At 64.6% G+C, this 14279-nt stretch carries 14 protein-coding genes; 3 read left to right on the forward strand and 11 right to left on the reverse strand.

The annotated features are described in order from the left end of the window. Positions 1–155: 155 nt before the first annotated feature. Entirely contained in the window at positions 156–848 is a 693-nt protein-coding gene (locus K1177_RS01720) for a DUF899 domain-containing protein (protein ID WP_224703672.1), read from the reverse strand. A gap of 2 nt (positions 849–850) precedes the next feature. Then, complete coding sequence (locus tag K1177_RS01725; protein WP_224701593.1) at positions 851–1141, reverse strand: hypothetical protein; 291 nt, start codon at positions 1139–1141, stop codon at positions 851–853. A 199-nt stretch (positions 1142–1340) separates the two neighbouring features. On the opposite strand from K1177_RS01725, the gene K1177_RS01730 reads away from it, so the two are divergent. Beyond that, complete coding sequence (locus K1177_RS01730) at positions 1341–2549, forward strand: helix-turn-helix domain-containing protein (protein ID WP_224701594.1); 1209 nt, start codon at positions 1341–1343, stop codon at positions 2547–2549. 4 nt (positions 2550–2553) lie between these two features. Here the strand turns inward: K1177_RS01730 and K1177_RS01735 are convergent, their stop codons facing one another. After that, positions 2554–3174: a Vgb family protein gene (locus K1177_RS01735; protein WP_224701595.1), complete on the reverse strand. Its 621-nt coding sequence runs from the start codon at positions 3172–3174 to the stop codon at positions 2554–2556. Between the two features lie 367 nt (positions 3175–3541). On the opposite strand from K1177_RS01735, the gene K1177_RS01740 reads away from it, so the two are divergent. Then, on the forward strand, positions 3542–4534 hold the full coding sequence (locus K1177_RS01740; protein ID WP_224701596.1) for an aldo/keto reductase: 993 nt from the start codon (positions 3542–3544) through the stop codon (positions 4532–4534). A gap of 103 nt (positions 4535–4637) precedes the next feature. Here the strand turns inward: K1177_RS01740 and K1177_RS18545 are convergent, their stop codons facing one another. The 7 genes from K1177_RS18545 to K1177_RS01775 all read right to left on the reverse strand — a co-directional run bounded on the left by K1177_RS18545 (position 4638) and on the right by K1177_RS01775 (position 11974). Next, positions 4638–4793, reverse strand: a complete 156-nt coding sequence (locus tag K1177_RS18545; RefSeq protein ID WP_396119195.1) for a DUF1127 domain-containing protein — start codon at positions 4791–4793, stop codon at positions 4638–4640. A 135-nt stretch (positions 4794–4928) separates the two neighbouring features. Next, the gene (locus K1177_RS01750; protein WP_224701598.1) at positions 4929–5969 is read right to left on the reverse strand and encodes an osmoprotectant NAGGN system M42 family peptidase; all 1041 of its coding nucleotides are present in this window, start codon (positions 5967–5969) and stop codon (positions 4929–4931) included. Then, the gene (locus K1177_RS01755) at positions 5966–6781 is read right to left on the reverse strand and encodes a FadR/GntR family transcriptional regulator (protein ID WP_224701599.1); all 816 of its coding nucleotides are present in this window, start codon (positions 6779–6781) and stop codon (positions 5966–5968) included. Before K1177_RS01755 ends, K1177_RS01750 begins: the two co-directional genes overlap by 4 nt. Further along, a complete protein-coding gene (locus tag K1177_RS01760) occupies positions 6778–7587 on the reverse strand; it encodes an ATP-binding cassette domain-containing protein (RefSeq protein WP_224701600.1) in 810 nt (269 codons plus the stop codon). Before K1177_RS01760 ends, K1177_RS01755 begins: the two co-directional genes overlap by 4 nt. Beyond that, positions 7584–9368, reverse strand: coding sequence for a dipeptide/oligopeptide/nickel ABC transporter permease/ATP-binding protein (locus K1177_RS01765; protein ID WP_224701601.1), 1785 nt, complete (start codon positions 9366–9368; stop codon positions 7584–7586). The genes K1177_RS01760 and K1177_RS01765 overlap by 4 nt, the downstream gene beginning before the upstream one ends. Beyond that, positions 9365–10312: an ABC transporter permease gene (locus tag K1177_RS01770; protein WP_224701602.1), complete on the reverse strand. Its 948-nt coding sequence runs from the start codon at positions 10310–10312 to the stop codon at positions 9365–9367. Before K1177_RS01770 ends, K1177_RS01765 begins: the two co-directional genes overlap by 4 nt. Before the next feature lie 93 nt (positions 10313–10405). Further along, entirely contained in the window at positions 10406–11974 is a 1569-nt protein-coding gene (locus K1177_RS01775) for an ABC transporter substrate-binding protein (protein ID WP_224701603.1), read from the reverse strand. 134 nt (positions 11975–12108) lie between these two features. Between K1177_RS01775 and K1177_RS01780 the strand changes: the two genes are divergently transcribed. Beyond that, positions 12109–12759, forward strand: a complete 651-nt coding sequence (locus K1177_RS01780; protein WP_224701604.1) for a DUF1028 domain-containing protein — start codon at positions 12109–12111, stop codon at positions 12757–12759. Between the two features lie 16 nt (positions 12760–12775). Here the strand turns inward: K1177_RS01780 and K1177_RS01785 are convergent, their stop codons facing one another. Further along, positions 12776–14227, reverse strand: coding sequence for an NAD-dependent succinate-semialdehyde dehydrogenase (locus tag K1177_RS01785; protein ID WP_224701605.1), 1452 nt, complete (start codon positions 14225–14227; stop codon positions 12776–12778). Positions 14228–14279: the final 52 nt, after the last annotated feature.

Genomic DNA, 14279 nt, shown 5'->3' on the forward strand with positions numbered 1-14279 from the left:
CCAGCCCCTGAGCCCGCCAGTTCTGGCCTGCGGCGGTTGGTGGGGGGCAGGCAAGGCGATACCAAGGCATCGGCAGGCCAGCCCTCCAGCGTCCTTGAAAAGTTCTTCCAACGCAGGGGCGTGTGGGCAACCGCGCCTTGTTGCCCGGCCTGTCCCTATCGATAGCGGTCGTGGTGCCGGACCCAATCCATGCCTTCGCCCTCGTTTCGGCCCTTGGGCGCAATGTCGAGCATCGCATAGGTTCCCATCATGACTTCAACACCGCGCCCATAGGTCGAGTAGGTGCGGAAGACGCGGCCCTCAGCGTCCTTGTAGAAGGCGCTGACGCCGGGCCACTCCTCCCCGGTCATGTCCCACATGCCGAAATTGTAGTCGATGTGTCCGCTGGCGATCTCTTCCGGCGAGAAGCTGACGCGAAAATCGAAGTTAAACGTGTTGTCGTGGGACGAGACCCATTCGAATGCCCAGCCCATGCGGGCGCGATAGGCGTCAATCTCGGCCAGGGTGGCTCTGGAGACAGCGACCATGGTGACGTCATGGTTGGCCAGATGCTTGTTCATGCCATCAGTGTGGTCGGCCATAAAGGAGCAGCTCTTGCAGCCCTGGCGCCAGCCCGAGGGAAACATGAAATGCTGGATGATCAGCTGCGACCGACCATCGAACAGGTCAGCCAGGGTCTTTGGCCCGTCGGTCGAGGCGAACACATAGTCCTTTTCGACCGCGACCCAGGGCAAAGCGAGCCGTTTCTGCGCGACCGCGTCTCGAAGCCTGGTGAGTTCCTTTTCGGCGCTGAGAAGCTGTCGCCGGCTTTCCAGCCACTGCTCTTCAGAAACCACCTCGTGCTGCAGGGTCATAGTTCGGTGTCCTTTGATTGGGGTGCTTGTCCGTCCAAACCTTGCCCCGCCAGGGTCAGCCATGCCGGTAGATGAACAATGGCCATCAACAGGTACATCAGGCCCATGTCGTCGAACGCAAACGTCGGGGACGTCGACACACACAGGCTGCTGAAGCCGGGGTTGAGAAGCATGAGGCAAGCAAGCGTGCCGAAGGCGGGTGCTGCCGCCAGACGAAGCCATGTCGCCAGTCTCGCTTCGAAATGGGGCCTGCGGCGGTTGCCGGCATGGATCTGGTCGGTGGACATGCTGATCTCGGTTTGGATGACCAACGATAGTGACGCCACGACCACGGATGTGAGTTACATATTTGGCATGAAAGCCGGCTGGCACCGCCACGGTATTGCGCCCGGCGCGCCAACGGGTATTGGAGCTAGTCCGTAATGACCTTTCGCTCGCGCTGGTGCAGCGACTAGATTTCAGGTCGAGCAACGTTCGACGGTGCCCATGGACTCAAATCTGAATGCAGCAGCTTTGGCACTTTCCCATGGCGATGTCCTGGGTGCGCTCAACCGCATAGCTCTCCGCGACGACGCAGACGCGCTGGCCATGCGCGGCATCGCCATGGCGCAACTGGGAGAGCTGCCTCGGGCCCGCGACCTGCTGCGGGCGGCGGCGAAGGCCTTTGGCCCGTCGGAAAGTGTCGCCAGGGCGCGCTGCATCCTCGCCGAAGCAGAGATTGCCCTGGTGTCGCGCGATCTGGCCTGGCCAGTGGAAAACCTGGAGTCAGCAGGGCAAACCCTGCTGGAGAGGGGTGACCTGGGCAATGCGGCACATGCCGCCATTACTGCTGCCCGCCGGCATCTGCTGCTGGGGCATCTCGATCTTGCCACCACGCGGCTTGCCGGACTGGATAGCCAGTCTCTGCCCCCGGCACTGGCCGCGCGCAGAGATCTGGTGCTGGCCGGCATCGACATCAGGCGCAAGCATGCCGTTGCAGCGCGGTCAGCGCTCGCCCGGGCGCAGAGCGCCGCACGCCAGTCCGGCATAGCCGGCCTCGTCGATGAAGTGGCGGCAGCGCAATGGTCCCTGGATGAGCCTGCTGCCGTGCTCCATCAATCCGGAACCATCCGCCCCATCCTGCTCGACGAGGTCGAGCGCGTACTGGCGTCCAAGGCGATGGTTGTCGATGCAACCAGCAACACCCTGCGCAGCGGTCCAAACACGCTATCCCTCGCGTCGCGTCCCATATTGATGGGTTTGGCTGTGGCGCTGGCGGAAGCCTGGCCTGGTGTCGCGGCGCGGGAATCTCTGCTCGCCCGGGTTTTCGGGGCTCGGCATGTCGATGAGTCGCATCGGACGCGCCTGCGCGTGGAAATTGCGCGCCTGCGAAAGCTCGTTGCGCCGATGGCGCGGCTGTCAGCGGCCCCTCATGGCTACCGCCTCGTGTCGGAAGCCGGAGACGTCGTCATCCTGAGCCACCCCATGGGCGGACAGGACGCCCAGATCATGGCGCTGCTGGCGGATGGAGAGTTGTGGGCGAGCTCGGCGATCGCCCTTGTTCTGGGCTTGAGCACACGCTCGGTGCAACGGTCCTTGCAGGCCCTGCAGGCGACCGGGAAGATCCAGTCGGTCGGCCGCGCCCGCACCATACGCTGGACCATATTGGCCGCACCCGGCTTTCCCATGAGCCTGATGCTGCCCGGGGCCAGCTGACGCTTCAGCCCCGGCGGACAATCCTGACAAGACCGCTATTGCCGCCGCCGCAGTAAAAGCGGTCACCACCGTCTGACTCAAGACCGGACACGCTCATGCCAGGCATGTCCAGGGTTGCGAGGTCGGCCCCCGTATCGGGATCGATGCGGGCCAGGCCGCCACTGCCATCGTCGGAATAACCGTGCCAGAGTTGACCATCGACCCATGTCACACCGGTCACGAATCTCTTGGTGGCGATGACGCGGATCGTGGCGCCCGAGCTGGGATCGATCTGGACGATCCGTCGCCCCCGATACTGCCCCACCCAGAGGAAGCCATCGGCCCAGGCGAGGCCAGAATCCGTGCCGCCGCCGGGTGCCGGAAGTGTTGCGACCACGGCGCCGGTTGCCGGATCGACCTTCTGGATCACGTCATTGGCAATCTGAAACAGGTGCTGACCATCAAATGCGGTGCCGGCATGGGCAGCCACCGGCAAGGCGCGCTTCTCAGCGCCATCGACCGGATCGAAGGCGCGGACATGCGTGCCCGTTGCCGCCCAGACGTGCTGGCCGTCGAATGTGACACCATGCACCGGCCCGGCGGCGTTGGCGGCGAACTCGCCGATGATCTCAGCCTTCTTGTTCATTGCCCGGCACCCAACTCCAATGCTTCCGGCGCCGATCCGAGAGGTTACCTTCGCGCGCCGGCAAGCCTCGATTGATAGCAGCCCGGCGGTCAAGACAGGAGTTACAAATCTGGCGGCATTGTCCTTGGCCCGCCTTTAGCGGGGGCCGACGCAGCCTGAACGGGGCTCTGCCCAGCCGCGTCGGGCGGCGCGAAAGCCCAATAGTCACCGAGGGTTTTTGCGGGATCGCCTGGTGCCGCACTGGTCAGGACAGGCAGCAAAGGTGCGTGCCTTTGCAGGAATGAAAGACCCATTGCAGTCTTGAGGCTGTCGATCAGCCGCTGGCCCGTCTAGCTCAATGCGACTGCTATCCATCATGAGTGCAAATATGAAAACGACCAGGATTGACCAGCTCCCTGTCTCCGAAATCGCGCTTGGTACCATGCTCTTTGGTGCCAGCATCGACGAGGCGCTATCTCGCAAGATGCTGGATGTGTTCGTCGGAATGGGCGGAAACTTCCTCGATACGGCCAACAACTATGCCTTCTGGGTGCCCAATGCCCACGCCGGTACGAGCGAGGAGCTCATCGGGCGTTGGCTGAAGGACCGTGGCCGGCGCGATGACATTGTTGTCGCGACAAAGCTGGGCGCTCGCCCCACACAGCCGGGGGCCGGGCTGGAGAGCATCGAAGGGCTGACCAGGCCCGTCATCATCGCGCAGGCTGAAGCGTCACTCCGGCGTCTCCAGACGGACTACATCGACCTCTACTACGCCCATATTGATGATCGGACCACGCCGCTTGAAGAGACCCTTGCCGCGTTCGACCAGCTGGTGAAGGAAGGCAAGGTCCGCGCCATTGGCTGTTCCAACTACACAGCGTGGCGAATTGCGCAGGCGCGCGAGATCAGCAGGCACGCGGGCTATGCGGAATATCGGGTTCTGCAGCAGCAATACAGCTATCTGCGTCCCGCACCCACCAGCGAGCTTCGCCTTCACCCCCAAATGGGCCTGCGCGGCGGACACGGCGGCGAGGGCGGGCTGCTGCACGAGCATCTCGACTACATCCGGATGGACCCCGAATTCCGCATTGTGGCCTACACGCCCATGCTGCGCGGCGCCTATGTCGATCGCAGCCGTTTGCCTGCGGAATACCAGACTGGCGCGAATAACGCCCGCCTTGAGGCACTCGGTGCAGTGGCAGCGGAGATTGGCTGCTCTCCCGGCCAGGCGGCGCTGGCCTGGATGATGCAGTCGTCCCCCTCGATCATTCCACTGGTCGCGGCATCCTCGCTCGAACAGCTGACCGAGAACCTGGACGCTTCAGGTATCACCCTGACAAAGGAACAGTTCGACCGGCTGGAGGCAGCGGGCAAGAGTTGACGCAATAGCGTGAGGGGCCGAACGCGACGACCTGACCTTGCCGGGCGGAGAGCTTCCAGTGTGATGTCACCACAGGGCTTTTCGCTGGATGAAGGCGGCCCGCTCACTGGTCGGCGACCTTGTCGACAAAGAGCTCAATACTGTCCCTGAAGGTTCCAATATCTGCCAGCGTTCGGTCGTCAAACGTGTGCAGAATGTCGACGGCTTGGCGCTTCAGGCGCCAACGCCGGTATCGTGAAAGCCAAACACTGAACACCACTCCACTCCCTCGCTGCGGTTGTCCGAGAGAGGTACCAAGGCGTCCATGCCATCGTGAGTTACACTTTTGGCGCGAGTGGGTGAGAACGGCGCTGGCCGTCGCGCGTAGCTGTGCCGACAGTGGCGGCTGCGTAAGCTAGTGCGGCGCGTCGAGGTCTGATTGCACATAGCCGGCGAGCAGCTGCGCCAGTGCCGTAAGCGAGGCGATGTGGGTGCGTTCCCAACCGTGCGAGCTATCCAGCGAGAAGCAGACGAGGCCCACGCGAATGTCCCAGCCCGCTTCGACGGCGGCAGCGCTGTCGGAGCGATAGTGCCGGAAGGTGTCGCGCTCGTGCGGAATGCCGTCGCGCTGGCAGATGGCGAGCATTTGCCGGGTCATGCGGGCGTCGAACGGACCCTGGCGGTCGCGCATGGCAATGGTGACGGCATCGTCGCGCGAGGTCTGGTTGGGGGCCGTCACGGCATTGTCGATGGCCAGCAGCTCTTCGACCTCCGGACCGAAGCCATGCGTGCCGCCGATGCCGATCTCCTCGCCGATGGTGAACATGGCCTGGAAGGGCACGGCAGGGCGGATTGCGCCTTCGGCAATGGCCTTGAGCAGGCTCAATAACGTGGCGCAACCGGCCTTGTCGTCGAGATGGCGCGAGACGATGTAGCCATCGACCACCTCGGGCTGGGCATCGATGGCCACCATGTCCCCGACATTGAAGCCGGCGGCGACCAGCGCAGCGCGGTCGGGCAGGGGGGCATCGACCCGTATTTCGAGATTGTCCCAATCGGCGGGCTGGGTGTCGACCTCGGTGTTGAAGCGGTGTCCGGATGCCTTGAGCGGCAGGATGGTTCCGCGATGCGTCGTGCCATCGCAGAAGATGGAGACGCGGGCGCCCTCGGCGAAGCGCGCTGCCCAGGTGCCAGTATTGCGCAGGGCCAGGCGACCATTGGGCTTGAGCTCGGTGACCATGGCACCCAGAGTATCGAGATGCACAGCCAGCGCCCGGCGCGGCGCGCCATCGCCCACAGTGACGGAAAGCACGCCCCGTCGCGTGTAGCTGGGCACATAGCCCATCTCGCGCAACCAGCCATCGACCAGCGCCACGGCCTGTTCGGTCATGCCGACTGGGCTCGGAGTCTTGACCAGGTCAAGCAGGCGGTCGAGGAGATAGCTCTGGTCGATCATGCGATACGGCGCTTTCGGCTGCGGGCAGGCGCCGCGTCTTCGGTGAGGAACCTGTCCATGAGCTTGGCCTGCAGGGTGAGCATATGCTGCTCGGCCTCGGCCATGTGCTCGGTGAGAATGGCACTCGCCGCCTTGGCGTCGCGGCGGCGCATGGCGGCGATCAGCTCGCGCTGGTGCCGGATGCCGCTTTCGCGCGACACCGGCTCGGGCTGCACGTAGATGTCCTGGGCAATGGTCAGATCCTTGAGCAGTCGCTGCAGGAAACGGCAGGTGAAGGCCAGGATCGGATTGTCGGAATATTCGGCCACCACGCCATGGAAATCGAGCTCGGCCATGCGCTGGTTCCATCGCTCTGTGGCGTCGGCAGGCTCATGGTCATAGATGCGGATAATGGCCTCGAGCCGGTTCAGGCCGGCCTCATCGATATGCGGGGTGGCGCTGGCTGCCACCTGCGGCTCAAGCACCTTGCGCATCTCATAGATATTGGCGATCGAGAGGTTCTTGGCGAACAGGAAGTTCGACAACAGGCTCATCGCGCGGCCTTCCGACATGCGCTCGATAAAGGCGCCGCCGCCCGGGCCGGTGCGCACAGAGATCAGCCCCTGAACCTCAAGCGCCTTGAGCGCCTCGCGCACAGTTCCCTTGCCGGCAGCGAACTGGGCAATCAGGTCTCGCTCCTGTGGCAGGCGGTCGCCAGGCCCCAGACCATGTTCAACGATCATCCGCTTGATGGCATCGACGATCTCGTCGGTGCGTTTGCGGCGCGGGGCGCCGGCAGTGGGAGGCGGGGTGATGCTGTCGGGTTCGCTCATATAAGGCTGTCCGATGTGGCAAGTCGGGGCGCGCTGGCGATCAGGGCCCTCGTATAGTCATGCTGCGGGCTGGCAAAGAGCTGGGCCGCCGGGCCGATCTCCACCACGTCTCCCAGATACATGACCGCGACGCGATCGGAAATCGATTCCACCACTGCCAGATCGTGGCTGATGAAGAGATAGGACAGCCCCAGATCGTCGCGCAATTGCTGCAGCAGCAGCAACACCTGCGCCTGTACCGAGACATCGAGTGCGCTCACCGGCTCATCGAGCACCAGGATGCGCGCCTCGGCGGCAAGCGCCCGGGCAATGGCGATGCGCTGCGCTTGGCCGCCGGAAAACTCATGCGGATAGCGCTCAAGCGTATCGGCGGGCATCTGCACCGCATCAACGAGCGCCTTCTTGCGTGCCGCGCGTTTGGTGCTGTCGTAGCCGCACAGCAGGCGCAGCGGCACATCCAGGATTTCGCCGATGGTCTTGCGCGGATTGAGCGAGGCGACCGGATCCTGAAACACATATTGGATCGCCCGGCCGAAGGCGCGCGGGCCGGTCTCGGCCAGCACCGACCACGGCTTGCCATCGATCACCATGTCGCCCGACGTGGGGCGTTCAAGCCCCACCAGCATGCGCGCCAGCGTCGACTTGCCCGAGCCGCTCTCGCCCACGATGCCCAGGGTTTCGCCCTGCGCCAGATGCAGGGAAATGCCCCTGACCGCCTGCACCTGGCTGGCGGTGATCCCGAACAGATTGCGCCCGCCACCGAAAGTCTTGACCAGATTGCGGATGTCTACGGCGTTCTGGCTCATGTCCGCGCCTCCTCAAACAGCGGCCGCACCCGGTCGAGGAAGCCGTGGCCCTCGCCCAGTTCGGGCACGCAGGCGATCAGCCGCTTGGTATAGTCATGCTGCGGCGCGCGCAGCACCGTGCCGGTGTCGCCCTGCTCGACGATCTCGCCGTTTTTCATCACCGCCACCCGATCGCAGACCTGGGCAACGACGCCGAAGTCGTGGGTGATCAGCAGCAGCGCCAGGCCGCGCTCGCGCCGCAGGTCCTGCAGCAATTCGAGGATGCGCGCCTGCACCGTGACGTCGAGCGCCGTGGTCGGTTCGTCGGCGATGATGATGTCGGGATCATTGGCCAATGCCATGGCAATGCCGATGCGCTGGCGCTGTCCGCCCGAGAGCTCATGCGGATAGGCCTTGGCGCGGCTTTCGGCGTCGCGGATGCCCACGGTGTTCATCAGCGCGATGGCCCGCGCCATGGCGGCGCGCTTGCCGACCCGATTGTGCGCCAGCACGGCTTCGGCGATCTGCTCGGCCACGGGGAACAGCGGATGCAGGGTCGTCAGCGGATCCTGGAACACATAGGCGACGCGGGCGCCACGCAGGCCGATCAACTGCTGCTCGCGCAGCGACAACACGTCCTCGCCGCCGATATAGACGGCGCCATCGGTAATCACCCCGGGCGGCGAGGCCACAAGGCCCATCAGCGACAGGGCGGTCACCGACTTGCCCGAGCCGCTTTCCCCGATCAGGCCAAGGCACTCGCCCTTGCCCAGGCGGAAGCTGATGTCGCGCACGGCAGGCGTGATGGAGTCGCCGGTGTCAAAGCCAGTGGAGAGGCCGTCCACCACCAGCGCCGGCGCATCGGTCAGCTTTGCCGGCGGCGTGGTGCGGCGGTCGATGCGGGTGACGGGCATGGGCCGGTCCAGTGCGCCCGAGCGCAGCCGGGGATCGAGCACGTCGCGAATGCCATCACCCAGAAGGTTGATGCTCATCACCAGCACGAAGATCATCACGCCCGGAATGATGGAGGCATGCGGCGCCGTGAAGAGCTGTGCCCGCGCCTGGCCCAGCATGGAGCCGAGATCGGCCGTCGGGGGCTGCGCACCCAGACCGAGAAAGGACAGACCCGCGGTTTCCAGGATCATCCAGCCCACCGTAGTCGACATGGTGATCACGATCACCGGCAGCACATTGGGCAACACCTCGGTGAACAGGATCGCCGCATGGCTCTTGCCCGAGAGCCGCGCGGCATCGACAAATTCGCGGTTGCGGATCGAGACGGTGACGCCGCGGATATTGCGGGCAAAGAAGGGGATGTTGACGATGGAAATGGCATAGAGCGCGTTGAGCAGGCCCGGCCCGAGGGCGGCCACGATGGCAATGGCCAGAAGGATATAGGGAAAGGCCATCAGCATATCGACAAAGCGCATCAAGATGCTGTCGGTGGCGCCGCGCGCATAGCCGGCGACCAGCCCGATCAATGAGCCGAAGAGGGCCGCCAGGGCGGTGGCGCTCACGCCCACGATCAGCGAGATCTGGGTGCCCCAGATCAGGCGCGAGACGATGTCGCGCCCCAGATGGTCGGTGCCCAGCAGGTGCCGCTCGCTCAGCGGTGGCAAGAGGCGATTGGGCTGGTCGGTGATATTGGGATCGGGCAGCGGCAGCAGCGGCGCCAGCACGGCTATCAGCACGATCAACCCGAAGATGAACAGGCCCGCTGCAGCCAGGCGATTGGCCATCAGCAACTGCCAGTTGCTGCGGCGCTTGCGGGATGGGGGCGGCGTGAGGGACATATCGGTCATGCCTTGAGCCTCGGGTCGAGCATGGCCTGAGCAACGTCTGCCAGCAGGTTGACGAGAACATAGACGGTGGCGGCCACCAGCACGCCGCCCTGCACTAGCAGCAGATCACGGGTGGAGACGGCCTTGACCAGCATCTGGCCAAGGCCCGGCCACTGGAACACGGTTTCGATATAGACCGCGCCGCCGAGGACGAAGCCCGCCTGGATGCCCAGCACGGGGATCACCGAGACCAGGGCCGCGCGGAAGGCGTGGCGGTAGATCACCACGTTTTCGCTCAGCCCCTTGGCGCGGGCGGTGCGAATGAAGTCCTGCCGCAGCACTTCGAGCATGGCTGCCCGCGTCAGGCGGGCGACGACGCCCGTGGCGACAATGGCCAGCGTGCCGGCAGGCAGGATCAGGTGGCGCAACAGGTCCAGCAGGTCCCCGCCGCCATAGACGGCATACATGCCCGAAGCCGGCAGCAGCCGCCATTGCACGGCAAAGAACAGGATGAACACGAGGCCAAGGAAAAACGCCGGCATGGAAATGCCGATGAGGACGAAGAAGGTGACGATGCGGTCTGTCCAGCCGAACTGGCGCACCGCCGAGGCGATGCCGGCGAGGATCCCCAGCACCGAGCAGATCAGCAGAGAGGCGCCGGCCAGGATCAGCGTGGCGCCGAAGCGCTCCAGCACCTCGTCCAGCACGGGGCGGTTCAGGATATAGGAGCGGCCGAAATCGCCATGCAGCAGATTGCCGATCCAGATCACATATTGCTCCGGCCAGGAGCGATCGAGGCCCAGCGCGCGATTGATCCGTTCGACATTGTCCGGCGTGGCATAGGAGCCCAGGAGCGCCTGCGCTGGGTCGCCCGGGATCAGCTTCATCACCAGGAAGACGATAATGGACAGGCCCAGGATCACCGGAATGGCGGCCAGCAGGCGCTTGCCGATATAGGCGGTCATGTCTGCTCCTCCTTGCGCGCCGGCCGGGGGCGGGCCGGTGGAATGATGCCCGGCCAGCCCCCGCAAGGGAACCGGCCGGGCGACTTGGCGGTTTTACTGCTTGGTGACGTCACGCAGGATCAGGCTGAAATCGGGCTGCAGCTCGAAATCGCCGACCGCGCTGGTGACCACGGCATTCTGCTTCCAATTGGCGACAAACAGCCAGGGCGCATCCTCATGGGTGATGGTCTGGACCTGCTTGTAGAGATCGCCACGCTCGGCCGGGTCGGTCGAGAGGCGGGCCTTGTCGAGCAGGGCATCCACTTCCGGATTGGAATAGTAGGAGGAGTTGAACCCACCCTTGTCCGGCCAGGCTTCGGTGCGCAGCGTGAGGAACGGCAGGGTGTCGGGATCGGACGTCATCCACGCCATTTCAGCCATGTCGCCCTTGCCCTCGAGCCCGGGGTTCACTTCCGAGAGGAAGGTGTTCCACTCATAGGTCTTGATCTCGACATCGAGGCCGACAGCCGCGAGATCAGCCTGGATGGCGGTGCCCATCGGCACCGGATCGAGCATGCCCGAGCCGCCTTCGGTGACCAGGAACGTCAGCTTGGCGCCTTCGGCACCGGCTTCAGCCAGCAGGGCCTTGGCCTTTTCCGGATCATAGGGATAGGGCTGCACGGTCTCGTTATAGGCCCAGTTGAAGGCCGGCGGGATCGGACCGGCCGAGACATCGGCCGTGCCCTGCAGCACGTCGGTGACCAGGCTCTCCTTGTTGACCGCATAGTTCACGGCCTGACGCACGCGCTTGTCGGCAAACGGGCCGTCCTTGGCGTTGAGCATCACATACCAGACATGGGGGCCGACGGCCTCGACCACCTGATAGTTCGCGTCATCGCGGAACTGGGCAATATTGTCCGGCGGCGTTTCCAGCAGCACGTCGATGCCGCCCGAAAGCATTTCGGCCACCCGGGTATTGGCATCGGTGATGGGGCGGAAGATCACCGCTTCCAGTGCAGGCGCGCCATCCCAATAGGCATCATTGCGCGAGGCGATGACGCTGGTGTTGGACTGCCATTCTTCGAACTTGAAGGGGCCGGTGCCGACCGGGTGGCGGCCAAAGTCCTTGCCATACTGCTCGACAGCAGCAGGCGAGACAATCAGGCCCGTGGGCGAGGCCAGGTTGGACATGAAGGGTGCATAGGGCTCGTTCAGCGTGAACTTGACCGTCAGGTCATCGATCACATCCACGCTCTTGACCGAGGAGAAGAAGAAGGCGAGCGGGAAGGGGCCGGTCGAGTAGAACGGGTGGTCTTCCCTAAGCATGCGGTCGAAGTTGAACTTGACCGCATCTGCGTTAAACGGGGTGCCGTCATGGAAGGTCACGTCCGGGCGCAGGGTGAAGGTATATTCCAGGCCATCGTCGGAAATGGTCCAGTCGGTCGCCAGTGCCGGCTCGATGTCGAGCGTGCCGGGCTTGTTGCGCACCAGGCCGTCATAAATGTTGACCGCAATGCGGAAGTCATTGGCGGCGGTGGACACCTGCGGATCCAGCGATGCCGGTTCGGCGATCTGTCCGACGACCAGGATATTGGGGGGCGTCTGCGCCGAGGCCGGTGAGACCAGGGCCAGGGCCGTTGCAGCCAGCAGCAGCGGCGCGATGGCTTTCCATTTGCGGATCATATGAAACCTCCTTGTTCCCTCGCCCTTGCCTCGCGGTGTCGACCGTGGGAGAAGGGCATTGACAATTTATCATCATAAATTTCCGCCCCCGTCAATTTATGATGATAAATCTATCTTGCCGTGAGGAGCCTGCCATGACCTTTTCCATTGTTGCCCGAGACCCGCAAACCGGCGCCCTGGGCATTGCCACGGCGACGGCTGGCCCCATGGTTGGTGCGCTGGTGCCGCACGGCCGTTCGGGCCTTGGTGCGGTAGCGACGCAGGCCATGACCAATCCCTATCTCGCCATCGACACGCTGGCCCTGCTCGACGCCGAGCCGGCCGAAGCCGCCCTGCGCGCGGCCCTGGCCATGGACCCCGAAGCCGGGCGCCGCCAGATCATCGTGGTGGATTCGCACGGCCGGGTGGCCGGCTGGACCGGCGAAAGCTGCGTGCCCCATGCCGGCCATCTGCTGGGCGATGGCGTTGCCGTTGCCGGCAATATGCTGGCCGGTTCGGACGTGCTGCAGGCCATGCTCGAAACGTTTCGGGGCGAGACGGCGCATGGCCTGGCGCAAGGCCTGCTGCGTGCGCTGATGGCCGGTGCGGCCGCTGGGGGCGACAGCCGCGGCACCGGCTCGGCCGCGCTCAAGGTCTATGGCGCCGAGGCCTATCCCGATCTCGACCTGCGCATCGATGCCGCAGACGACCCAATGGCCGCGCTCGACCGCCTGTTCACCGAGGCGCACAGCGGTGGCTATGCTGCCTTCTTTGCCGGCGTGCCGCGCCGGCATGCGCGTCCGTGACGGGTGCGGAGGCTCGCTAGGCCTTCACCTTGCTGGCCACATATTTGAGCTCGAGATATTCCTCGATGCCATGACTCGAGCCTTCGCGGCCAAGGCCTGATTGCTTGACGCCGCCAAATGGCGCCACCTCTGTGGAAATCAGCCCGGTATTGTGCCCGACCATGCCGTATTCCAGCGCCTCGGCCACGCGGATCGAGCGGCTGAAGCCTTCGGAATAGAAATAGGCGGCGAGGCCATAGATCGTGTCATTGGCCATGGCGATGGCCTGTTCTTCGGTGTCGAACGGGAAGATGGCCGCCAGGGGACCAAAGGTCTCTTCATGCGCCACAGCCATGTCCTGGGTGACACCGGTCACCACGGCGGGCTCGACGAACAGGCCGCCCAAGCGCTTGCCGCCCTGTACCAGCTGTGCGCCTTTTTCGACGGCGTCGGCGATGTGGGACTCGAACTTGTCGATGGCCTTTTCCTCGATCATCGGGCCGATGTCGGTGCCCTTTTCGGTGCCGTCGCCGACCTTGAGCGCCGCGACACGCTTGGCCAGGCGCTCGGTAAACGCGTCCAGCACGCCGGCCTGCACCAGGATGCGATTGGCGCAGACGCAGGTCTGCCCGCCATTGCGGAACTTGGACTGCATGGCGCCCTCGACAGCCGCGTCGATGTCGGCGTCGTCAAAGACGATGAAGGGCGCATTACCGCCCAGCTCAAGGCTCAGCCGCTTGATGGTCGGCGCACACTGCGCCATCAAGGTGCGTCCCACTTCGGTTGAGCCGGTGAAGGAGAGCTTGCGCACCACCGGGCTTGCCGTCAGCACGCCGCCGATCTCGCGCGAGCGACCCGTCACCACCTGCAAGACGCCGGCGGGCACACCCGCGCGCTGCGCCAGCTCGGCCAGCGCCAGCGCCGACAGCGGCGTCAGATCGGCAGGACGCACGATCATGCTGCAGCCCGCCGCCAGGGCAGGGGCCGCCTTGCGGGTGATCATGGCCGCCGGGAAATTCCACGGGGTAATCGCCGCCGTGACGCCCACGGGCTGGCGGATGACGGTGATGCGGTTGCCCGCCAGCGGGCTCGGTATGGTCTCGCCATAGACGCGCTTGCCCTCTTCGGCAAACCACTCGATGAAGCTGGCTGCATAGAGGATTTCCCCACGCGCCTCGGCCAGTGGCTTGCCCTGCTCGGCCGTCATGATCTGCGCCAGATCGTCGGCGTTCTCCACCATCAGGTCGAACCAGCGCCGCATGATGGCCGCACGCTCCTTGGCCGAGAGCGCCGCCCATTTCGGCTGGGCCACGCGCGCATGCTCGATCACGGTTTCAATCTCGTCAGCGCTCAGCATGGGCAGTGTCGCGATGCGCGCGCCATTGGCCGGATTGAACACATCGAACGTGCCACTTTGGCCCTGCGTCTGCCATTGGCCATTGACCAGCGCGCCGTCGCGCAGAAGCGTCGTGTCGGTGAGATCAATCATCTTGCAGGGCTCCAGAAGTTCAATATACTGAACCATAGTCAGCAGGATGAAC

It is taken from the genome of Devosia aquimaris (assembly GCF_020169335.1).
GTDB lineage: Bacteria > Pseudomonadota > Alphaproteobacteria > Rhizobiales > Devosiaceae > Devosia > Devosia aquimaris.